Below are 21,312 nucleotides of genomic sequence, written 5' to 3'. Positions count from 1 at the left end.
CCGCGGAGAAGAGGCTGGCGCTTGCCGCTACATCATGTGGCGGAAGCGATTCCAGGCCTGCTCGACGGAGAGCCACCAGGCCGGCATGGCGCTGCCGAAGCCGGCGATCTCCAGGCGCGGGTGGTGGCGCACCACCATGTCCAGCACCGGTTCCTGCTCGGGCTTCACGTCGACGAAGAACACGTGGCGGCCTTGCTGCAGGTTGCCTTGGAAGCGGCGCACGTCGCCACTGGGGCGTTGCAGGCCGAAGAAGCTGCTTTCCCACAGGCTGAAGCCCAGCAGCACCGCGGCGAGAAAGACCACGGGGATCCAGCCTGCCGCCGTCTGCGTCCAGCCACTCAGGTAGCCGACCACCAGTACCAGCACGGCCAGTGCGGCACCGATCACCAGGCCGATCTTGCCCCAGTGCACCACGTCTTTCTTCATCACCGACGGCACTTCATGCAGGCGGTGCTCTTCCAGTTCCGCGTCGCTGTCGCTGAGCACATGCATCTGCTCGATGCCGATGCCGCTTTCGGAAAGCTCCTGCTCGACCTGTTCCAGGTCGTCCAGGTTGTCGCTGATGTAGTAATGCCTGTTCATGACGAACCTCGCGCCCCTCGGAAATAAAAGATCCCCCCAGGGTTTCGTCCGTGATCTGCCGCGTTTCCCGGCAAATCTCCGGCGTTCGAAGAATGTCGTCATGCACCAGTCTAACACCGGGGGGCGTGGCTCGCGGGGCGCTGCCGGGCGGTCGCGGGCTTGCCATGCGGCGTGGGAGGGCAGAGGATGCCGGTCTCACTCCCTGGCGACGAGGCCAAGATGATCCGCGAGATTCTCAGGATGGGCGACGAGCGCCTGCTGCGCATCGCCCCGCCAGTGCCCGAGTCGATGATCGGTAGCGCCGAGCTGCAGCAACTGATCGACGACATGTTCGAGACCATGCATCACGTTGGTGGAGTTGGCCTGGCCGCGCCGCAGATCGGCGTGGACCTGCAGCTGGTGATCTTCGGTTTCGAGCGCAGCGAGCGCTACCCGGATGCACCGGCAGTGCCGCCGACCATCCTGCTCAATCCGCTGATCACGCCTGTCGGCGACGAGTTGGAGGAGGGGTGGGAAGGCTGCCTGTCGGTGCCGGGCCTGCGTGGCGCAGTGGACCGTTACCGGAGCATCCGCTACCAGGGCGTCGATCCCCAGGGCCAGCCCATCGACCGCACGGTGGAAGGCTTCCATGCGCGGGTGGTGCAGCACGAGTGCGACCACCTGATCGGCCGGCTGTATCCGTCGCGCATCACCGATTTCAGCAAGTTCGGCTTTACCGAGGTGCTGTTCCCGGGGCTCGATCCGAGCGCGGATGACTGACACCAGCTCGAGCTGTTCTCCGTAGCAGCGAACTTGCTGCTACAGCAGGTGATGGTTCTGCGCGCGTTTGCAGGAGCGGGCTTTTCCAGAGCCGAGGGCGGCGCCGCCCTCAACTTTCCTCGTCGAGCTGGTAACGGGTCGGCACCAGGCTCTCCTTGATCTTGCGCAGGTGCGGCTGGAAATCCACGCCACGGCGCAGGGTCACGCCGGTGGCGAGCACGTCGAGCACGGTGAGCTGGATGATCCTTGAGGTCATCGGCATATAGATGTCGGTGTCCTCGGGCAGCGGGATGTCCAGGCTCAAGGTGCTGGCGCGGGCCAGCGGCGAGTCCGCGGCGGTCAAGCCGAGCACCGAGGCGCCGTTCTGTCGCGCCAGGTGGGCCACGTCCACCAGCTCGCGGGTGCGCCCGGTGTAGGAAATCACCACGAACAGGTCGCCGGTGTGTGCTACCGAGGCGATCATCCGCTGCATCAGCACATCGCTCTGCGCTGACACCGCCAGGTTGAAGCGAAAGAACTTGTGCTGCGCGTCGAGGGCCACCGAGCTGGACGCGCCAAGGCCGAAGAAGTGGATCTGCCGGGCCTGGATCAACAGGTCCACGGCGCGGTCGATCACCTTCGGGTCGAGCAGTTTGTGGGCGCTGTCCAGCGAGGCGATGGTGCTGCTGAAGATCTTGCGCGTGTAGGCCTCGGGGCCGTCGTCGGCCGCCACGGCCTGGGTCACGAAGGCTGCGCCGCTGGCCAGGCTCTGCGCCAGTTGGATCTTTAGCTCCGGATAGCCGCTCATGCCGAAGGAGCGGCAGAAGCGATTCACCGTCGGCTCGCTGACACTCGATGCCTGGGCCAGCGCGGCGATGCTGAAGCGCGTGGCCTGCTGCGGGTCGTGCAGGATCACCTGGGCGACCTTGCGCTCGGCCTTGTTCAGCTCTTCCAGACGGCTCTGGATCTGCTCCAGCAGGTTTTTCATCCGTGCTCCTTGGGCAATCGACGGTTGACCGGGTAGGTGCGGCCAGCGGCGCTATCCTAACGTCAGGCTGGCAAGCGACCAACAACGGCGCGAGATGGCAGAAATATGTTGTTTAATTACTACATATTTGTCTTAATGCCGGCGTAGAAGGCTAACTATCGTTCAAAATTTGGTTGGTAACAACAAATGCCTGAAGTCCGCGTTCTGCCCTGCACCCTTGCGCTGTTCGGCGCCCTGGGGGATCTCGCCCTGCGCAAACTGCTGCCGGCGCTCTACCAGCTCGACCGCGAAGACCTGCTGCACCGCGATACCCGCATTCTTGCCCTGGCCCGCGATGACGGCGCCACGGAAGCGCCATTGGCTACCATCGAACGCCGTCTGCGCCAGTATGTCCCGGCGAAAGAGTGGGATGAACAGGTCTGGGCCCGCTTCCAGGCGCGCCTGCATCACCTGAGCATGGACTTCCTCGACGCCGGCTCCTACCAGGCGCTGGCCGAGCTGGTGGGCGACGAGAAGACCCTGGTCGCCTACTTCGCCACCGCCGCCTCGGTGTTCGGCGGCATTTGCGAGAACCTTGCCGCTGCCGGCCTCGCCGAACGCACCCGGGTGGTGCTGGAGAAGCCCATCGGCCACGACCTGGAATCGTCCCGCGCGGTGAATGACGCCGTGGCACGTTTCTTCCCGGAAAACCGCATCTACCGGATCGATCACTACCTGGGCAAGGAGACGGTGCAGAACCTCATCGCGCTGCGCTTCGCCAACAGCCTGTTCGAGACCCAGTGGAACCAGAACCACATCTCCCACGTGGAGATCACCGTGGCCGAGAAGGTCGGCATCGAGGGCCGCTGGGGCTACTTCGACAAGGCCGGCCAACTGCGCGACATGGTGCAGAACCACCTGCTGCAACTGCTCTGCCTGATCGCCATGGACCCGCCGGCCAACCTCACCGCCGACAGCATTCGCGACGAGAAGGTGAAGGTGCTGCGCGCGCTGGAGCCCATCGCTCCCGAGCAACTGGCGACCCGCGTGGTGCGCGGCCAATACACGGCCGGCTACATCGACGGCAAGCCCGTGCCGGGCTATCTCGCCGAGGAAAATGCCAACCCCAACAGCGACGCCGAGACCTTCGTCGCCCTGCGGGTGGATATCCGCAACTGGCGCTGGTCCGGCGTGCCGTTCTACCTGCGTACCGGCAAGCGCATGCCGCAGAAGCACTCGCAGATCGTCATCCACTTCAAGGAACCGCCGCACTACATCTTCGCCCCGGAGCAGCGCTCGTTGATCAGCAACCGGCTGATCATCCGCCTGCAACCGGACGAGGGCATTTCCCTGCAGGTGATGACCAAGGACCAAGGCCTGGGCAAGGGCATGCAACTGCGTACCGGCCCGCTGCAACTGAATTTCTCCGAAACCTTCCAGACCGCCCGTACGCCGGATGCCTATGAGCGACTGTTGCTGGAAGTCACCCAGGGCAACCAGAACCTGTTTGTCCGCAAGGACGAGATCGAGGCCGCCTGGACATGGTGCGATGGCCTGATCGACGGCTGGGGCCGCCTGGGCGAGGAGCCCAAGCCTTACCCGGCCGGAAGCTGGGGACCGCAGGCGTCGGTTGCCCTGATCGCTCGCGACGGGAGGGACTGGTATGGCGATCTTTGAACCGACACTGAAAGAAGGCATGGCCTGGAAGACCTGGAACAACGCCGCCGAGCAGGCCCGCGGCCTCGCCGAAGCGGTAGCCGGCGCGCTGCGCGAGGCGCTGATCGAGCGCGGCCGCGCATTGCTGGTGGTGTCCGGCGGGCGCAGTCCGGTGGCTTTCCTCGAGGCCCTGAGCGGCGCGGTACTGGACTGGTCGAAAGTCGCCGTCAGCCTCGCCGACGAGCGCTGGGTGCCCGAGTCGCACCCTGACAGCAATGCAGGCCTGCTGCGCCGCCATCTGCTCAAGGGCGAGGCGGGCAAGGCGCAGTTCATCGGCCTGTATCAGCCGGTGAGCAGCCTTGAGGAGGCGGCCGACAAGACCGATCGCTTCCTCCACGAGCTGACGCTGCCCATCGATGTGCTGGTGCTGGGCATGGGCGACGATGGCCACACGGCTTCGCTGTTCCCTGGCAGCACCAACCTGGTCGAGGCGCTCGACCCGGCCGGCACACGCCGATGCCTGCCGATGTGGGCGCCGACCGTGCCGCACCAGCGCCTGACCCTCACCCGAGCCGTATTGCAGGGCGCGCGGGTGCAGATCCTGGCCATCCAGGGCGAGTCCAAGCTGGCCACGCTGAGTCAGGCGCTCAGCGATAACGACGACCAGCGCATGCCGGTCAATGCGTTCCTGCGTTCACCTCTTTCGATCCACTGGTGCCCCTGAAGCACGGAGTTACCGCTATGCCTGAACAACACATCCAGCAGATCGATGCCCTGGTGCAGCGTGCGCGCATCCTGCCGGTGATCACCATCGACCGCGAGGCAGACATCCTGCCCATGGCGGATGCTCTGGCAGCCGGCGGCATCACCGTTCTGGAAGTGACCTTGCGGACGGCGCTGGGTCTCACCGCGATCCGCCAGTTGAGCGAGCAACGCCCGGAGCTGATCGTCGGCGCCGGCACCGTGCTCGACCCGGAAACTTTCGCCCAGGCGGAAGAGGCGGGGGCGAAGTTCATCGTCACGCCCGGCTGCACCGAGGAGTTGCTGCAGTACGCGGGGACTCGCCCTGTGCCGTTGCTGCCGGGCGTTGCCACCGCGTCGGAAATCATGGCCGCTTATCGCCATGGCCTGCGCCGCTTCAAGCTGTTCCCGGCGAAGGTCGCCGGCGGCGTGGAAGCGCTCAAGGCTTTCGGCGGTCCGTTCCCGGACATCCGTTTCTGCCCTACCGGCGGCGTCGGCCCGGACAACCTGAATGACTATTACCGCCTGGCCAACGTGATGTGCGTGGGCGGCAGCTGGATGCTGCCCAAGGCCGCCGTCGACGGCGGCGACTGGTCGACGGTCGAACGCCTGAGTCGTGAGGCGCTGGCGCTACTGGACACACACTGAGCTGTCCTGGATTTGGACGTGCCCGGCCTTGTGCCGGGCTTTTTTATGGGGGCTTCTGCGGCTGAGCAGAGTTGCCGTGCGGGTTCGCGAGCAAGCTCGCTCCTACAGAAAAACGCGCCCGGTGCAGGACTGCTCCCAGCAGGAGCGAGCTTGCTCGCGAACAAACCCCGACGCGGGGCTGTTCGCGAAAGGGTCGCGCGTGACCCTCGGGCTTCAATCCACCCCGACGAACCCGCCCGTCTGGTGCCGCCACAGCCGCGCGTAGAGCCCGCCATGGGCAAGCAACTCGGCATGGCTGCCGCTCTCGACCACGCGGCCGTGCTCCAGCACTACCAGCCGGTCCATGCGCGCGATGGTGGAAAGCCGGTGGGCGATGGCGATTACCGTCTTGCCCTGCATGAGGGTTTCCAGGCTTTCCTGGATCGCCGCTTCCACCTCGGAGTCCAGCGCCGAGGTGGCCTCGTCGAGGATCAGGATCGGCGCGTCCTTGAGTAGCACGCGGGTGATCGCGATGCGCTGGCGTTGGCCGCCGGAGAGCTTCACGCCGCGCTCGCCGACGTGGGCGTCAAGGCCGAAGCGACCCTCGGCGTCGCTCAGTTGCGGAATGAACTCCGAGGCGCGCGCTTTCTGGATGGCGTCCTGCAAATCCGCCTCGCTGGCGTCCGGGCGACCATAGAGCAGGTTGTCGCGGATCGAACGGTGCAGCAGCGAAGTGTCCTGGGTGACCATGCCGATCTGCGCGCGCAGGCTTTCTTGGGTCACGTGGGCGATGTCCTGGCCGTCGATCAGGATGCGCCCGCCCTCGAGGTCGTACAGGCGCAGCAGCAGGTTCACCAGGGTGGATTTGCCGGCGCCGGACGGCCCGACCAGGCCGATCTTCTCGCCGGGGCGTACGGTCAGGTCCAGCCCACTGATCAGGCCGCCGCCCTTGCCGTAGCTGAAATCCACCTGGTCGAAGCGCACTTCGCCATGGCTCACCACCAACGGCTTGGCTCCGGGCTGGTCGTTCACCTGGCGGGGCAGGGCGATGGTCTGCATGCCGTCCTGCACCTGGCCGACGTTCTCGAAGATGCCGCCGACCACCCACATGATCCAGCCGGACATGTTGTTGATGCGGATGACCAGGCCGGTGGCCAGGGCGATTGCGCCGACCGAGATCAGCGACTGGGTCCACAGCCACAGGGCAAGGCCGGTGGTACCGGCGATCAGCAGGCCGTTGAAGACGGTGATGGTGACGTCCATGGAGGTCACCACGCGTCCGGCCTGCTGGGCCTTGCGGGTCTGGTCGTCGATGGCTTCGCGGGCGTAGTCCTCTTCCTGGCGCGTGTGGGCGAACAGCTTGAGGGTGGTGATGTTGGTGTAGCCGTCGACGATCCGGCCCATCAGCTTGGAGCGCGAGTCCGAGGCGACCACCGAGCGATGCTTCACCTGGGGAATGAAGTAGCCCAGCGCGCCGACGTAGCCGACGACCCACAGCAGCAGCGGGATCATCAGGCGCCAATCGGCCTCGGCAAACAGCACCAGGGCGCTGACGGTGTAGATCACCACGTGCCAGATGGCATCCACCACTTGCACGGCGGAATCGCGCAGGGAGTTGCCGGTCTGCATGATGCGCTGGGCGATGCGCCCGGCGAAGTCGTTCTGGAAGAAGCCCAGGCTCTGCTTGAGCACGTAGCGATGGTTCTGCCAGCGGATCAGGTTGGTCATGCTGGGGTTGATGCTCTGGTGCACCAGCATGTCGTGCAGGCCGTTGAACACCGGGCGCAGGATGAGCGCGACGACGGCCATCCAGATCAGCTCGCGGCCGTGCAGGGTGAAGAAGTCCGCGGGCACGGTGCCTTGCGCGAGGTCGACGATGCGCCCCAGGTAGCTGAATAGCGCGACTTCGATCAGGGCGACGATCAGGCCGACGAAGAGCAGGGCGAGGAAGACCGGCCAGACCTGGCGCAGGTAATAGACGTAGAAGCGGATGACATCGGACGGCGGCATGCGCTCGGGGACGTCGCGGAAGGGATCGATCAGACGCTCGAAACGACGGTAAAGCATGATAGCTCTCGGGTTGTCGGCGGGGCCGTCCTGGCCCCGCCTTGAATGGCCTCCGTCAGCCGTGATTGCGCAGAATCACAGACGCTTGGCGGAGAGGATGACCACCGGGGTGGTCGGTACGTCCTGGAACATGCCGCGGTTGCCGGTCTTGACCCCGGCGATCTGGTCGACCACGCCCATGCCGCGTACGACCTTGCCAAATACGGCGTAGCCGAAGTCGCGGGCGCCGTGGTTGAGGAAGTCGTTGCCGGTCAGGTTGATGAAGAACTGGCTGGTGGCGGAGTTCACGTCGCTGGTGCGTGCCATGGCCAGGGTGCCGCGTTCGTTGAGCAGGCCGTTGTCGGCCTCGTTCTTGATCGGCGCCTGGGTGTCCTTCTCCTTCATGGCCTCGGTGAAACCGCCGCCCTGGATCATGAAGTTGGGGATGACGCGGTGAAAGATGGTTCCGTTGTAGAAGCCGCTGTCGACGTAGGACAGGTAGTTCTTCACAGAAATCGGCGCCTTGTCGGCGTACAGCTCGATTTCGATTTCGCCCGAAGTGGTGGACAACAGCACATGCGGGTTCTTGCTGTCGGCGGCGAACACCGAGCCGGCCAGGACCAGGGAGCAGGCAGCGAGCAGGAAGCGTTTGAACAGGGTCATTTGGTGGATGTTTCCTGAGGTTCTAGGGATGGTCGACCTGATCGATGAAGTCGAGCAGGGTGGTGTTGAAGCGTTCGGGCTGGTCCAGCGGCGTCGCGTGGCGCGAATCCTCGATTACTACCAGGCGTGCGTTGGGCATCTGCCCGACATAGGCCTGCTTGAGCGAAACCGGGGTGTAGTCGCGGTCGGCGCTGATCACCAGGGTTGGACAGGTTATGCGCGCCAGGCGTTCCTGCACACCCCAGCCGATGATGGCATGCAGGCTGGACAGATAGGCGCGCTTGTCGTTCTGCGGCCAGCGCTGCTGGATCTTGCGGCGCAGGTCGCCCTGTTCTGGCTTGGGGAAGAGCATCTTGCCCAGTGCCTTGCCCACGGTATCCAGGCCCAGCACATGGGCGAGGAACAGCCGGCGCGCCACTTCCAGGTACTCGCGAGGGCTGCGTGGCTTTACCTCCGGCGCGCTGTTGACGATGGTCAGGCTGTTCAGCCGCTCCGGCCAGCGGGTGGCCAGTTCGAAGCCGATCATGCCACCCATGCTGATGCCCACCAGGTGCACGCGGCCCAGGCGCAAGTGGTCGAGCAGGGCGATCACATCCTCGGCGAAGGCGCCGATGCTGTAGCGCTGGCGAGGCTTGTCCGACTGGCCATGGCCGCGTACATCGAGGGCGATCACCCGGTGGCGCTTTTCCAGTTCCGGCACCTGAAACTCCCAGTCGCGGGTGCTGGAGCCGAGCCCGTGCACCAGCAGGACCGGCGTGCCGAAACCACTTTCCTCATAGTGCAGGCGGTGGCCGGCGTGGTCGAAGAACGGCATGACGGGCTCCTTTTTCGTGCGGCCTATATGCTCAGACCGGGCTTTCGGGGGCGGCGAAATGGGCGTCGAGTGGCACATTGGCAAAGGTGGTCAGCAGTTCTACGAGGATCTGCGTGGCCGGGCCCAGGGGCTTTTCCTTGTTCGGGTAAAGATAGAACCGGCTCTCGCGCACGCCGCCCTGTTTCATCGGCAGTGGCTTGACCTGGCCGTCGCGCAGCTCGCGCTCGATCATGTGCCGCGGCAGCCAGGCGAAGCCCAAGCCGTTGCTGACAAACGTGGCGGCGGTGGCCAGGCTGCCCACCGTCCAGCGCTGCTCGGCGCCGAGCCAGCCGACGTCGCGCGGCTGCAGGCGACCGGAATCGCGGATCACCACCTGCATCTGGGTTTCCAGGTCCTGGTGGGTGACTTCGCGTTGCAGTCGGTGCAGCGGGTGATCGGGATGGGCAACGGCGACGAAGTCGACGATGGAGAGGTCGGCGCCCAGGTGGCCGGGGATGTTCAGGCCGCTGATGGCGAGGTCGGCGTGCCCTTGCACCAGCGCTTCTTCCACGCCGGACAACACTTCCTCGCGCAACAGCACGCGGCAGCCGCGGCTCTGCGGCATAAAGGCGGAGAGGGCGCGCACCAGGCGCACGGTGGGGTAGGCGGCGTCGACCACCAGGCGTACTTCCGGCTCCCAGCCCTGCTCCATGTGATGGGCAAGCTCTTCCAGCTGGCCGGCGGATTTCACCAGCTGCCGGGAGCGACGCAGCAGCACTTCACCGGCCTCGGTGAGCACCGCCTTGCGCCCGTCGATGCGCAACAACGGTACGCCGAGTTGCTCCTGCATGCGCGCCACGGTATAGCTGATCGACGACTGTGAGCGATGCAGGGCTTCCGCCGCCTGGGCGAAGCCGCCGTGATCGACCACGGCCTGTAGGGTTCTCCACTGATCCAGGGTAACGCGGGGCGCTTTCATCCTCGCTTCCTCTTGTCTAATCTGGCGGTCCGCAGAAGACCAACAAGAGACCGCCATGAAAAAATTCTGTTGTGCCGTTCTGGCACTGTTGCCGCTGACCGCCCTGGCCTATCCCATTGAAGTGGAGAAATCCCTCAAGGGCACCCAGGTGGACTATGACACCCAGGACATAGGCGACCAGATGGGTGCCATCATCCTGCGCAACAATGGTCAGGAACAGGCGACCTGCACCGCAGTCTTCGTCAATGGCCCGGAAACTCCGCATGTCCGCAAGGCTTCCATCGCGCCGGGCAAGGAAGCGAACCTGACTTCCAGCTTCAGTCGCGCAGTGATCAAGCTGCGCATCAAGCTCACCTGCGTGCCGGGTTGAGTACTCTGCCGGACAAGACTAGAAGCAGTTTTGCGAGAAATCAATTTATTCGATAATTAGAAGCGATTATTTGCGCTTTTTTATCGATTTATTCATCTCTAGGATGGCCTCCATCGACACATTCAATGACCGATGGAGGTCCAGTCCATGTCCCGCGTTCTCGTCATCGAAAGCAGTGCCCGCCAGGAAGGTTCCGTTTCCCGCCAGTTGACCCGCGATTTCATCGCGCAGTGGCAGGCGGCGCACCCGGCGGACGAGATCCAGGTTCGCGACCTGGCCATCGAGCAGGTGCCGCACCTGGATGCCAACCTGCTGGGTGGCTGGATGAAGCCGGCCCAGGAGCACAGCGAGATCGAGCGCATCGCGCTGGAGCGCTCCAACCAGCTGACGGCCGAACTGCAAGCCGCCGATGTGCTGGTGCTGGCCGCGCCGATGTACAACTTCGCCATCCCCAGCACGCTGAAGTCCTGGCTCGACCATGTGCTGCGCGCCGGCGTCACCTTCAAATACACCGAGACCGGCCCGCAGGGCCTGCTCACCGGCAAGCGCGCCTTCGTTCTGACCAGCCGTGGCGGCGTGTACGCCGGCGGCGCGCTGGATCACCAGGAACCCTACCTGCGCCAGGCGCTGGGCTTCGTCGGCATCCATGACGTGACCTTCATCCACGCCGAAGGCCTGAACATGGGCGGTGAATTCGCCGAGAAAGGCCTGGCCAAGGCCAAGGCGCAGCTCGCCGCCATCGCCTGATCCGCTTCCCCCTTGCGCATCCTACCGCTCCTGGACGCGACCGTGGCCGATTCCCTGCCTGGGAGTCGGCCATTTTTTATTCGCCGGCTACTTGACCGGCAGAAAACACATCCTTTCCGTTCGGGCTGTTCAAAGCATGATCAGCATGCTAAAAGAACCTAGAGCTGATCTAGCCGCTTGAAAAAGAAGGGAAAACCATGACCAAGTCGGAGTTGATCGAGAGAATCGTCACCCATCAGGGGCAGCTTTCCGCAAAGGATGTGGAGCTGGCGATCAAGACCATGCTTGAGCAAATGTCCCAGGCTCTGGCGACGGGGGATCGCATCGAAATCCGGGGGTTCGGCAGCTTCTCTCTGCACTACCGCGCACCGCGCGTGGGGCGTAATCCGAAAACCGGCGAGTCCGTGCGCCTGGACGGCAAGTTCGTCCCGCACTTCAAGCCCGGCAAGGAGCTGCGCGACCGCGTCAACGAACCCGAGTGACCCCGGGGTATCCGTCTTCAAGAAGGAGTGTCCATGCTTCGGGCAAAACGTTTCCTGCTGATTCTGGCGTTGGTCGTCCTGGCCGCCATCGTTGTGGTTTTCGTCCTGGAGAACCTGCAGTCCGCACAGCTGACCTTCCTCGGCTGGCAATCGCCGCAGTGGCCGCTGGTGGTCTTCATTTCCCTTGCCTTCATCGTCGGTGGCGTGATCGGCCTGCTGCTGAGCATTCCCTTCCGGGCAAAGGCGCATGCCCGCATGAGCGGCCTGCGCTCCGAAGTCACTCGTTTCCGCAAGGAGAATGACGCGCTGCGTGAAAAGTCGCTGACGGACCATGCCTAGCGTCATCGCCACGCTGTTCTTCTTCTGCGCCCTGGCCATCGGCTGGTGGATGGGGCGTCGTTCTCTTTCCCGACCCCGGGAAGCCTCCGAAACCCACCTTCGGAGCCGTGTCCACAGCATGCACAATCTGCTGGAGCGACACTCCGACGATGCGCTGGAAAGCTTGTCCCAAGGCTTGGTCGTCAGCCCGGAGACTCTCGAAAGCCACCTGCACGTCGGCAACCTGTTTCGCCGTCGCGGCGATATCGAGAAAGCCATCCACATTCACCAGGAACTGCTGGGCCGCGCCGGCGAAGATGGTTCGCTGGTGGCACAGGTGCGCCTGGAACTGGCGCGCGATTACATCGCTGGCGGCCTGTTGGGTAGCGCCGAGGAACTGCTGGACGAGCTGACGCAGCAACGCGATGAACCCATCTCCCTGGAAGCGCTGGATGAACAACGGCTGATCTGCGAACGCGAGAAGAACTGGTCGCGCGCCATCGAGTTGGCCTCGCGCCTGGTCGCAAGTCGCCCCGAACTGAGCGCGGCGTTGGCCAACTACTACTGCGAACTCGCCCAGGAGAAGGGCAGGACCGGCGATCGCAGTGCCATGCAGGAGCTGCTGCGTGAGGCTCGCCGTGTGGACAAGCGCTGCGTGCGCGCTCTGCTGATGCGGCTGGACTGCGAGTTGTGGCGCAAGGATCAGGTCGCTGCCGTGGCTACCGTCGGCGAGTTGGCGAGCGATGCCAAGGCCTTCCTGGGCGAGATCGTGCCGCTGTTGCGTCGCCATGATGGCCTTGCCCGGCCCGAGTTGCTGGCGTGCCTGCGGGGTTTGGCCGCTGGCGAGGAAGTGCCGCCGGCAATCCTCGCCCTACTGGCGCAAAACGAGCTGCCAGCGGGAGCGTCCGGTTGGCGCGAGAGCCTGCTGGAGCGGGTGGAGCGTCATCCTTCCTGGCAAGGAGTCGGCGAGTACCTTGAAGTAGTCGGAAACGATGGCGAAAAAGACTCGGCAGCCGGAAAAATCGCTCCAATAATCATCGGTTTGTATAAGACAATGCCGCGCTATCGATGCGGCAAGTGTGGTTTCGCCGGCCGCGAACTGCACTGGCAATGTCCCAGCTGTCACGCTTGGAATGCGCTGCGACCGGTCATCTCGCCGCTCTGACGCGTTCGCTCAAACATGGAAGGCGCCGCTGGCGTCAGGTTCTGCAGGTGCTGGATTGAAGGTTCTACTCACGGGCGCGAGCGGTTTTGTCGGCCGAGGCGTGCTGGCTCGCTTGTGCCAGGAAGATGATGTGCAGATTCGCGTCGCCCAGCGTGGCGCCGTTGCGCAGTTTCCGGAAGGTGTCGAGGTGGCGCTCATCGACGGGTTGAGCGTGGCGCAATCCTGGACGCCGGCCCTGCAAGGGATCGATGCCGTGATTCATTGCGCTGCCCGGGTTCACGTCATGGACGAGCTGGCTGCCGATCCACTCGCCGAGTTTCGCGCGGTGAATGTCGAGGCGACCCGGCATCTGGCGCAGCAGGCTGCGGCGGCGGGCGTGAGGCGTTTTGTCTTTGTCAGTTCGATCAAGGTCAATGGCGAGGAAACCACGCCTGGTCGGCCGTTCACGGCCGATGCCGAGCCGCAGCCGCAGGACCCTTACGGTCAATCCAAGCTCGAGGCCGAGCGAGCCTTGTTCGAGATTGCCCGGCAGACGGGACTGGAGGTCGTGGTGGTGCGCCCGCCACTGGTCTATGGCCCCGGGGTCAAGGCCAACTTCGCCAGTCTGATGCGCGCCTTGCAGCGCCGTCTGCCGCTGCCCTTCGGCTCCATCGACAATCGCCGTAGCCTGGTGGCCCGGGATAATCTGGTCGACCTGTTGGTGCTGTGCGCGCGCCACCCCGCAGCGGCGGGGCAGGTGTTCCTGGTCAGTGATGGAGAAGACCTGTCCACGGCCCAGTTGTGTCGCGGCCTGAGCAGGGCCATGGGCTTGCAGCCTCGACTTCTGCCGGTTCCGGCGGGGTTGTTGCGCCTGCTGGGGCTGCTGGCCGGGCGAGGCCAACAGATCCAGCGCCTGCTGGGATGCCTGCAGGTGGATATTTCCGCAACCCGCAGCCGGCTGGGTTGGGCTCCCCCCGTGAGCGTCGAACAGGCCCTGCTGGAAACAGTGCAGGGATACGGTCAGGAGCAGAGAAGATGAGTGCGGCATTGCTGCTTCTGGCAGTGTTCATTGCGTCCTGGGCCATGACGGCGGGTGTTCGTCGCTACGCGCTGGCGCGCAGCATCATGGATATTCCGAACGCCCGCAGTTCGCACCGGATTCCCACGCCGCGCGGTGGTGGTGTTGCGATTGTACTGGGTTTTCTCGGCAGCCTGCCCTTGGCGGCCGTGCTCGGGATGGTCGGCGGAGCCAGCCTGGTGGCCCTGCTGCCGGCCGGCGCTCTGGTTGCGGCCATTGGCTTCCTCGACGATCACCGCCATATTCCGGCACGCTGGCGGCTTCTGGGGCATTTTGTCGCGGCGCTCTGGCTGCTCTGCTGGCTGGGTGGCGTGCCCGTGTTGCCGTTGCCCTGGGGCGCGCTGGACCTGGGCCTGGCAGGTGACCTCCTGGGAGTGGTGTTCCTGGTTTGGCTACTCAACCTGTATAACTTCATGGACGGCATCGACGGTATTGCCGGCCTGGAGGCCATCAGCGTCTGTTTGGGTGGAGCCCTCTGCGGCTGGGCGTTCGGGGCGGTGGAGCAGGTCTGGCTGCCGTTGCTGCTGGGCCTGGCGGCGACGGGCTTCCTGGTCTGGAATTTCCCTCCCGCGCGAATTTTCATGGGCGATGCGGGCAGTGGTTTTCTCGGGTTGATCCTCGGCGGTCTGGCGCTGCAGGCCTCCTCGGTGGCCCCGCCGCTGATCTGGAGCTGGTTGATTCTCCTGGGCGTTTTCATCGTCGACGCGACGTTCACCCTGATTCATCGGCTGATGCGCGGCGAACGCGTCTACGAAGCGCATCGCAGCCATGCCTACCAACGCGCTTCGCGACGCTTCGGCAGTCATCTGCGGGTATCGCTGGCGGTAACTGCGATCAACGTGTTCTGGCTCCTGCCGCTGGCGCTGCTGGTCGCGCTGGGGCATGTTTCAGGCTTGCTGGCGCTGATTGTCGCCTATGCTCCATTGGTGCTTGTCGTAGCTCATCTGGGTGCAGGTCGTCCGGATGAACAGGATGTGAGCTGAACTCCGCCGGATTGGGTGGTCAATGTAGCGGGTGGAAAACTTCCTCTGCTCGGGATAAGGACAAGCGCTGATGCTTCGAGAACGCCTGCTGAGGCTTCCGAGACGAAACAAACGGTTACTGCAGGTCACCACCGATATTTGCCTGGTGTGGTTTGCGCTGTGGCTGGCGTTCATCGTGCGACTGGGTACGGACGATCTGGAGTACCCGTTCCGCGTGCACGGCTGGTTGTTCTTTGCTGCCCCGGCGGTGGCGATTCCGCTGTTCATCCGTTTCGGCATGTACCGCGCGGTCATGCGCTACCTCGGCAACGACGCGCTGATCGCGATCTGGAAGGCGGTGACCATCTCGGCGCTGCTGTTGTCGCTGGTGGTTTACTGGAACCGCTCGGTAATCGAGGCGGTTCCGCGTTCGCTGGTCCTGAACTACTGGTGGCTGAGCCTGCTGATGATCGGCGGACTACGTCTGGCCATGCGCCAGTATTTCATGGGGGACTGGTACAGCACCGTGCAGGCGGTCCCGTTCCTCAAACAACAGGACGGCTTGCCGAAGGTTGCCGTCTATGGCGCGGGCTCTGCCGGCAACCAATTAGTTGCCGCCTTGCGCCTCGGTCGCGCGATGCGTCCGGTCGCTTTCATCGATGACGATGACGAGATAGCCAACCGTATCATTGCTGGCCTGCGCGTCTACAAGCCCAAGCATATCCAGCAGATGATCGACGAAACCGGCGTGCAGGAAGTGCTGTTGGCGATTCCCTCTGCGACGCGCGCCCGCCGCCGCGAAATTCTCGGCTTGCTCGAGCCCTACCCGGTCCACGTGCGAAGCGTGCCGGGATTCATCGAGCTGGCGAACGGCCGGGTGCGGGTAGACGACATCCAGGAAGTGGACATCGCTGACCTCCTCGGGCGTGACCCGGTCGAGCCGCGCAAGGAGCTGTTCGAACACTGTCTCCGCGGCGAAGTGGTGATGGTCACTGGCGCAGGCGGCTCCATCGGCTCCGAACTTTGCCGACAGATCCTGGGCTCGTCGCCTACCGTGCTGGTGCTGTTCGAACACAGCGAATACAACCTCTACCGGGTGCACCAGGAGCTGGAGAACCGCGTCAAGCGCGAGTCCCTCGCGGTGCAGTTGGTGCCGATCCTCGGCTCCGTGCGCAGTGCTGAGCGCCTGCTCGATGTCATGCGCACCTGGAAGGTCGCGACGGTCTATCACGCCGCGGCCTACAAGCATGTGCCCATCGTCGAGCACAATATCTCCGAAGGCGTCCTGAACAATGTGATGGGCACCTTGCATACCGCCCAGGTGGCGGTGCAGGCCGGCGTCGAGCACTTCGTGCTGATTTCCACCGACAAGGCAGTGCGCCCGACCAATGTGATGGGCAGCACCAAGCGCCTGGCGGAGATGATTCTGCAGGCATTGAGCCAGGAGTCCGCGCCGGTGCTGTTCGGCGACAAGTCCGGCGTGCACCAGGTTAACAAGACCCGGTTCACCATGGTTCGCTTCGGCAATGTGCTGGGCTCCTCCGGTTCGGTCATTCCGCTGTTCCGCGAGCAGATCAAGCGCGGTGGTCCGGTTACCGTGACCCATCCGGGCATCACCCGCTACTTCATGACCATCCCGGAAGCGGCCCAGTTGGTGATCCAGGCGGGCTCCATGGGGCGCGGCGGCGACGTTTTCGTGCTGGACATGGGGCAGCCAGTGAAGATTCTCGAGCTGGCCGAGCGGATGATCCACCTGTCCGGCCTGAGCGTCCGCTCCGAGCGCAATCCCCAGGGTGACATTTCCATCGAGTTCAGCGGCCTGCGGCCTGGCGAAAAGCTCTACGAGGAGTTGCTGATCGGCGACAACGTCAGCGCCACCGAGCATCCCATGATCATGAAGGCCAACGAGGAGCTGATGCACTGGGAGGGCTTCAAGCTCGTCCTGGCTGATCTGCTCAAGGCGGTAGAGCAGGGCAATTACGCACGTGTGCGGCAACTACTGCGGGAAACCGTCAGCGGCTATTGCCCCGAGGGTGAGATCGTCGACCTGATCCATCAGCAGCGGCGAATGGAGCCCTGAGTCGGTGGGCTACCTAGCAGACAGCGCCGCTGCTGCGTCTGCGAGTCATGTCAGTCCTTTCTTGGTGAACTGTCGGCGGCGCCGGAATCTGCCGCCGACTCTCTAAACCGGCGTTTTCACCGGTGTTCCTGGCGATATGTTTTCCAGGCAGCGCAATCGCGCCTGCCTCGAAACCTGTTGCATCAAGGAACGATCCATGAAGAAGAGTCTGCTTTCCGTTACAAGTCTGATTCTGTTGGCGGGCCTCTCGTTCGGTGGAGCCGCTCTGGCAGCCACCAATGGGGCTCCGGCCGTAAAACCCTCAGCCGAAACCACAGTTTCGGCCGAGAAGGCGCCTATTGCCCAGATGGCGGCCGTGAATATCAACACTGCATCGGCTGAAGAGTTGCAGCATTCCCTGAAAGGCATCGGCAAGGTGAAAGCACAGGCTATCGTTGACTACCGCACAACCAACGGGCCGTTCACCACGGTCGATCAATTGCTGGAAGTAAAGGGCATCGGCAAGGGTACGCTGGACAAGAATCGCGACAAGATTTCGCTCTGAGCTTTGCCAGTTGGAATGAAAAGGCCGGTCGTCGACCGGCTTTTTCATTGAAGACTTTTTCGAGTCCAAAGAAAAAGCCACGACATGTGCCGAGGGCTGCGAATTTGGGCTCCGCGACCTGGACTCGACGGCGTCAGCCGAACGCGCTTCAGCGCGGCCTCGAAGGGGGAATTGCCTGGGACGTAGTCCCGAGGAGTCCGGAGGCCCAATAAAAAAGCCCCCGGCATGTGCCGAGGGCTTAGAATTTGGCTCCGCGACCTGGACTCGAACCAGGGACCCAATGATTAACAGTCATTTGCTCTACCGACTGAGCTATCGCGGAACAACGGTGCGTATCTTACTGATTAAGAAGGGGAAGTCAACAATCAGGCGATGACTTCCCCTTAATTTTTTACAGCACCTGGACGATGGCGCGGGTGACGGTGTCCAGGTTGCCGTTGTTCAGCGCGGCCACGCAGATGCGGCCGGTGCCGACGGCGTAGATGCCGAATTCGTTCTTCAGGCGTTCAACCTGCTCGGCGGTCAGACCGGAGTAGGAGAACATGCCGCGCTGCTGGGCAACGAAGCCGAAGTCGCGCTTGGCGCCCTGGGCTGCCAGTTGGGCGACCATGGCTTCGCGCATGGCACGAATGCGGGTGCGCATCTCGCCCAGTTCTTCTTCCCATACCGTACGCAGCTCCGGGCTGTTCAGGACGGAAGCGACGACGCTGGCGCCGTGGGTCGGCGGGTTGGAGTAGTTGGTGCGGATCACGCGCTTGACCTGGGACAGGACGCGGGCGGATTCCTCACGACTATCGGTCACGACCGACAGGGCACCAACGCGCTCACCGTACAGCGAGAACGACTTGGAGAAGGAACTGGAGACGAAGAAGTTCAGGCCCGACTGGGCGAACAGGCGCACAGCGGCGGCGTCTTCGTCGATGCCGTCACCGAAGCCCTGGTAGGCGATGTCGAGGAACGGCACGTGGCCCTTGGCCTTGAGCACGTCCAGCACCTGCTTCCAGTCGTCCAGGGTCAGGTCGACGCCGGTCGGGTTGTGGCAGCAGGCGTGCAGAACGACAATGGATTGCGAGGGCAGGGCGTTGAGGTCTTCCAGCAGGCCGGCACGGTTCACGCCGTGGGTGGCGGCGTCGTAGTAACGGTAGTTCTGCACCGGGAAGCCGGCGGCTTCGAAGAGGGCGCGGTGGTTTTCCCAGCTCGGGTCGCTGATGGCGACGGTGGCGTTGGGCAGCAGGCGCTTGAGGAAGTCGGCGCCGGTTTTCAGCGCGCCGGTGCCGCCGACGGCCTGGGTGGTGACCACGCGGCCTTCGGCCAGCAGCTCGGAATCAGTGCCGAACAGCAGCTTCTGCACGCCCGAATCGTAGGCGGCGATGCCTTCGATCGGCAGGTAGCCGCGCGGAGCGTGGGCTTCGATGCGGGCCTTCTCCGCGGCCTGGACGGCGCGCAGCAACGGGAGGCGACCTTCCTCGTTGTAATACACGCCCACGCCCAGGTTGATCTTGCCCGGACGGGTATCGGCGTTGAAAGCTTCGTTCAGGCCCAGGATCGGGTCGCGGGGGGCCATTTCGACAGCGGAGAACAGACTCATTTTGGCAGCAGCTCTAAGGCGGGAGTGAAGTGCAATTGCAACCCACCCGCTCACGGCGCTGGGGGTTGCGTCGACGGGCCGGTATTATATAGGCCTCTATGGCAGGCGGCGAGTTGTCGCGCATGCTTTTCGACTGGTATGACGCTTTGGCGACCGAAGCGTCACACGTCAAAGCGAGGTTCCCATGTCGTTATTCCAGCTGGATTCGCGCTTCAAGCCCGCTGGCGATCAGCCAGAAGCCATCCGACAGATGGTTGAGGGGCTGGAAGCGGGCCTGTCGCACCAGACGCTGTTGGGGGTGACCGGCTCCGGCAAGACCTTCAGCATCGCCAACGTCATTTCCCAGGTACAGCGCCCGACCATGGTGCTGGCGCCGAACAAGACCCTGGCCGCGCAGTTGTACGGCGAGTTCAAGACCTTCTTCCCGAACAACGCGGTGGAGTACTTCGTCTCCTACTACGACTATTACCAGCCCGAGGCCTATGTGCCGTCCTCGGACACCTACATCGAGAAGGATTCCTCGATCAACGACCACATCGAGCAGATGCGGCTGTCGGCGACCAAGGCGCTGCTGGAGCGCGAGGACGCGATCATCGTCTGCACCGTGTCGTCGATCTATGGCCTGGGCGACCCGGCGTCCTACCTGAAGATGGTCCTGCACCTGGATCGCGGCGACAAGATGGATCAGCGCGAGCTGTTGCGCCGCCTGACCAGCCTGCAGTACACCCGCAACGACATGGATTTCGCCCGCGCGACCTTCCGCGTGCGCGGCGACGTGATCGATATCTTCCCGGCGGAGTCGGACCTGGAGGCCATCCGCGTCGAGCTGTTCGACGACGAAGTGGAGAACATCGCCGCCTTCGACCCATTGACCGGCGAAGTGCTCACCAAGCTGCCGCGCTTCACCTTCTACCCCAAGAGCCACTACGTGACCCCGCGGGAGACGCTGCTGGAGGCGGTGGAGCAGATCAAGGCCGAGCTGAAGGTGCGCCTGGACTACCTGCGCACCAACAACAAGCTGGTGGAAGCCCAGCGACTGGAGCAGCGCACGCGCTTTGACCTGGAGATGATCCTCGAACTGGGCTACTGCAACGGTATCGAGAACTACTCGCGCTACCTCTCCGGGCGTGGTCCTGGCGAGCCGCCTCCGACTCTTTATGACTATCTGCCTGATAACGCCCTGCTGGTGATCGACGAGTCCCACGTCAGCGTTCCCCAGGTCGGCGCCATGTACAAGGGCGACCGCTCGCGCAAGGAAACCCTGGTGGAATACGGCTTCCGCCTGCCATCGGCGCTGGACAACCGGCCGCTGCGCTTCGAGGAGTGGGAGGCGATCAGCCCGCAGACCATCTTCGTTTCGGCGACGCCCGGCCCGTATGAAGAGCAACACGCTGGTCGTGTGATCGAGCAGGTGGTGCGCCCCACCGGCCTGGTCGATCCGGAGGTGGAAATCCGCCCGGCGACCACCCAGGTGGACGACCTGCTCTCTGAGATCGGCAAGCGTGTGGCACTGGATCAGCGCGTACTGGTCACCACCCTGACCAAGCGCATGGCCGAGGATCTGACCGACTACCTGGGCGACCACGACGTGCGCGTGCGCTACCTGCACTCGGACATCGACACCGTGGAGCGGGTGGAAATCATCCGCGACCTGCGCCTGGGCAAGTTCGACGTACTGGTGGGCATCAACCTGCTGCGTGAGGGGCTGGACATGCCGGAAGTGGCGTTGGTGGCCATCCTCGATGCGGACAAGGAGGGCTTCCTGCGTTCCGAGCGCTCGCTGATCCAGACCATCGGCCGCGCCGCGCGGAACCTGCACGGCAAGGCGATCCTCTACGCCGACAACATCACCGGCTCGATGCAGCGGGCGATCAACGAGACCGAGCGCCGCCGCACCAAGCAGGTGGCCTTCAACGAAGCGCACGGCATCGTGCCCAAGGGCGTCACCAAGGATATCAAGGACATCCTCGAAGGTGCCGTGGTGCCGGGCGCCAAGGGCAAGCGCCGCAGCCTGGCGAAAGTCGCGGAGGAGAGCGGCCGCTACGACAACGAGCCGCGTACGCCGGAAGAGATCGGCAAACGCATCAAGCAGCTGGAAGAGCGCATGTACCAGTTGGCCCGCGACCTGGAGTTCGAGGCCGCCGCTGGCGTGCGTGACGAGATCGGCAAGTTGCGCGACCGCATCGTGTCGATGGGCTGATCGACTC

The 21,312-nt window shown here is 63.9% G+C and carries 21 protein-coding genes and 1 tRNA gene; 14 read left to right on the top strand and 8 right to left on the bottom strand.

The features are described 5' to 3' along the window. Positions 1 to 27: 27 nt before the first annotated feature. Positions 28 to 582, bottom strand: coding sequence for a hypothetical protein (locus PNI01S_RS03450; protein WP_054907316.1), 555 nt, complete (start codon positions 580 to 582; stop codon positions 28 to 30). 219 nt (positions 583 to 801) lie between these two features. Here PNI01S_RS03450 and def point away from each other — a divergent pair, with 219 nt between their 5' ends. Further along, positions 802 to 1,341 carry a peptide deformylase gene (def, locus tag PNI01S_RS03445; RefSeq protein WP_084357597.1) on the top strand — a complete coding sequence of 180 codons (540 nt, stop codon included), beginning with the start codon at positions 802 to 804 and terminating at the stop codon, positions 1,339 to 1,341. A gap of 109 nt (positions 1,342 to 1,450) precedes the next feature. Here def and PNI01S_RS03440 read toward each other — a convergent pair whose 3' ends face one another. Continuing rightward, positions 1,451 to 2,308, bottom strand: a complete 858-nt coding sequence (locus PNI01S_RS03440) for a MurR/RpiR family transcriptional regulator (protein ID WP_024765963.1) — start codon at positions 2,306 to 2,308, stop codon at positions 1,451 to 1,453. A gap of 186 nt (positions 2,309 to 2,494) precedes the next feature. On the opposite strand from PNI01S_RS03440, the gene zwf reads away from it, so the two are divergent. From zwf to PNI01S_RS03425, 3 genes are read left to right on the top strand one after another with little or no spacing between them, the layout of a single operon-like run. Next, a complete protein-coding gene (zwf, locus tag PNI01S_RS03435; protein WP_024765964.1) occupies positions 2,495 to 3,964 on the top strand; it encodes a glucose-6-phosphate dehydrogenase in 1,470 nt (489 codons plus the stop codon). Continuing rightward, on the top strand, positions 3,951 to 4,667 hold the full coding sequence (pgl, locus tag PNI01S_RS03430; RefSeq protein WP_084357431.1) for a 6-phosphogluconolactonase: 717 nt from the start codon (positions 3,951 to 3,953) through the stop codon (positions 4,665 to 4,667). Before zwf ends, pgl begins: the two co-directional genes overlap by 14 nt. Before the next feature lie 17 nt (positions 4,668 to 4,684). Next, positions 4,685 to 5,332 (top strand): bifunctional 4-hydroxy-2-oxoglutarate aldolase/2-dehydro-3-deoxy-phosphogluconate aldolase, encoded by a 648-nt coding sequence (locus PNI01S_RS03425; RefSeq protein WP_084357430.1) that lies wholly within the window; start codon positions 4,685 to 4,687, stop codon positions 5,330 to 5,332. Positions 5,333 to 5,545: 213 nt separating this feature from the next. On the opposite strand, the gene PNI01S_RS03420 is transcribed toward PNI01S_RS03425, so the two are convergent. The 4 genes from PNI01S_RS03420 to PNI01S_RS03405 all read right to left on the bottom strand — a co-directional run bounded on the left by PNI01S_RS03420 (position 5,546) and on the right by PNI01S_RS03405 (position 9,792). Continuing rightward, entirely contained in the window at positions 5,546 to 7,378 is a 1,833-nt protein-coding gene (locus PNI01S_RS03420; RefSeq protein WP_084357429.1) for an ABC transporter ATP-binding protein, read from the bottom strand. 75 nt (positions 7,379 to 7,453) lie between these two features. Further along, positions 7,454 to 8,014 (bottom strand): peptidylprolyl isomerase, encoded by a 561-nt coding sequence (locus tag PNI01S_RS03415; RefSeq protein ID WP_024765968.1) that lies wholly within the window; start codon positions 8,012 to 8,014, stop codon positions 7,454 to 7,456. Between the two features lie 28 nt (positions 8,015 to 8,042). Further along, positions 8,043 to 8,834, bottom strand: a complete 792-nt coding sequence (locus PNI01S_RS03410; RefSeq protein WP_024765969.1) for an alpha/beta fold hydrolase — start codon at positions 8,832 to 8,834, stop codon at positions 8,043 to 8,045. A 31-nt stretch (positions 8,835 to 8,865) separates the two neighbouring features. Then, positions 8,866 to 9,792 carry a PA3225 family LysR-type transcriptional regulator gene (locus tag PNI01S_RS03405; RefSeq protein ID WP_024765970.1) on the bottom strand — a complete coding sequence of 309 codons (927 nt, stop codon included), beginning with the start codon at positions 9,790 to 9,792 and terminating at the stop codon, positions 8,866 to 8,868. Positions 9,793 to 9,847: 55 nt separating this feature from the next. Between PNI01S_RS03405 and PNI01S_RS03400 the strand changes: the two genes are divergently transcribed. The 9 genes from PNI01S_RS03400 (at position 9,848) to PNI01S_RS03360 (ending at position 17,517) form a co-directional block, all read left to right on the top strand. Then, positions 9,848 to 10,162, top strand: a complete 315-nt coding sequence (locus PNI01S_RS03400; RefSeq protein ID WP_024765971.1) for a hypothetical protein — start codon at positions 9,848 to 9,850, stop codon at positions 10,160 to 10,162. Between the two features lie 147 nt (positions 10,163 to 10,309). Then, positions 10,310 to 10,909 (top strand): FMN-dependent NADH-azoreductase, encoded by a 600-nt coding sequence (locus PNI01S_RS03395; RefSeq protein WP_037013416.1) that lies wholly within the window; start codon positions 10,310 to 10,312, stop codon positions 10,907 to 10,909. Positions 10,910 to 11,106: 197 nt separating this feature from the next. After that, positions 11,107 to 11,391, top strand: coding sequence for an integration host factor subunit beta (gene ihfB, locus PNI01S_RS03390; protein WP_003091441.1), 285 nt, complete (start codon positions 11,107 to 11,109; stop codon positions 11,389 to 11,391). A 33-nt stretch (positions 11,392 to 11,424) separates the two neighbouring features. Further along, positions 11,425 to 11,730, top strand: coding sequence for a lipopolysaccharide assembly protein LapA domain-containing protein (locus PNI01S_RS03385; protein ID WP_024765972.1), 306 nt, complete (start codon positions 11,425 to 11,427; stop codon positions 11,728 to 11,730). Positions 11,731 to 11,848: 118 nt separating this feature from the next. After that, on the top strand, positions 11,849 to 12,874 hold the full coding sequence (locus tag PNI01S_RS03380; protein WP_256576510.1) for a tetratricopeptide repeat protein: 1,026 nt from the start codon (positions 11,849 to 11,851) through the stop codon (positions 12,872 to 12,874). A gap of 55 nt (positions 12,875 to 12,929) precedes the next feature. Continuing rightward, the gene (locus tag PNI01S_RS03375) at positions 12,930 to 13,892 is read left to right on the top strand and encodes a UDP-glucose 4-epimerase family protein (protein ID WP_065086060.1); all 963 of its coding nucleotides are present in this window, start codon (positions 12,930 to 12,932) and stop codon (positions 13,890 to 13,892) included. Further along, a complete protein-coding gene (locus tag PNI01S_RS03370) occupies positions 13,889 to 14,914 on the top strand; it encodes an MraY family glycosyltransferase (protein ID WP_084357428.1) in 1,026 nt (341 codons plus the stop codon). The genes PNI01S_RS03375 and PNI01S_RS03370 overlap by 4 nt, the downstream gene beginning before the upstream one ends. A 70-nt stretch (positions 14,915 to 14,984) precedes the next feature. Next, positions 14,985 to 16,973 (top strand): polysaccharide biosynthesis protein, encoded by a 1,989-nt coding sequence (locus PNI01S_RS03365; protein ID WP_037007446.1) that lies wholly within the window; start codon positions 14,985 to 14,987, stop codon positions 16,971 to 16,973. A 196-nt stretch (positions 16,974 to 17,169) separates the two neighbouring features. Next, a complete protein-coding gene (locus tag PNI01S_RS03360) occupies positions 17,170 to 17,517 on the top strand; it encodes a ComEA family DNA-binding protein (RefSeq protein WP_084357427.1) in 348 nt (115 codons plus the stop codon). A 246-nt stretch (positions 17,518 to 17,763) separates the two neighbouring features. On the opposite strand, the gene PNI01S_RS03355 is transcribed toward PNI01S_RS03360, so the two are convergent. Both PNI01S_RS03355 and PNI01S_RS03350 read right to left on the bottom strand, forming a co-directional pair. Continuing rightward, positions 17,764 to 17,839 (bottom strand) — tRNA-Asn (locus tag PNI01S_RS03355). A gap of 69 nt (positions 17,840 to 17,908) precedes the next feature. Next, complete coding sequence (locus tag PNI01S_RS03350) at positions 17,909 to 19,105, bottom strand: amino acid aminotransferase (protein ID WP_084357426.1); 1,197 nt, start codon at positions 19,103 to 19,105, stop codon at positions 17,909 to 17,911. Positions 19,106 to 19,289: 184 nt separating this feature from the next. Here PNI01S_RS03350 and uvrB point away from each other — a divergent pair, with 184 nt between their 5' ends. Beyond that, positions 19,290 to 21,305, top strand: coding sequence for an excinuclease ABC subunit UvrB (uvrB, locus tag PNI01S_RS03345; protein ID WP_084357425.1), 2,016 nt, complete (start codon positions 19,290 to 19,292; stop codon positions 21,303 to 21,305). Positions 21,306 to 21,312: the final 7 nt, after the last annotated feature.

The organism is Pseudomonas nitroreducens NBRC 12694, assembly GCF_002091755.1.
Taxonomy (GTDB): domain Bacteria; phylum Pseudomonadota; class Gammaproteobacteria; order Pseudomonadales; family Pseudomonadaceae; genus Pseudomonas; species Pseudomonas nitroreducens.
Note: the sequence above shows the minus strand (reverse complement) of the source record. Positions and strands in the feature narration are given on the sequence as shown.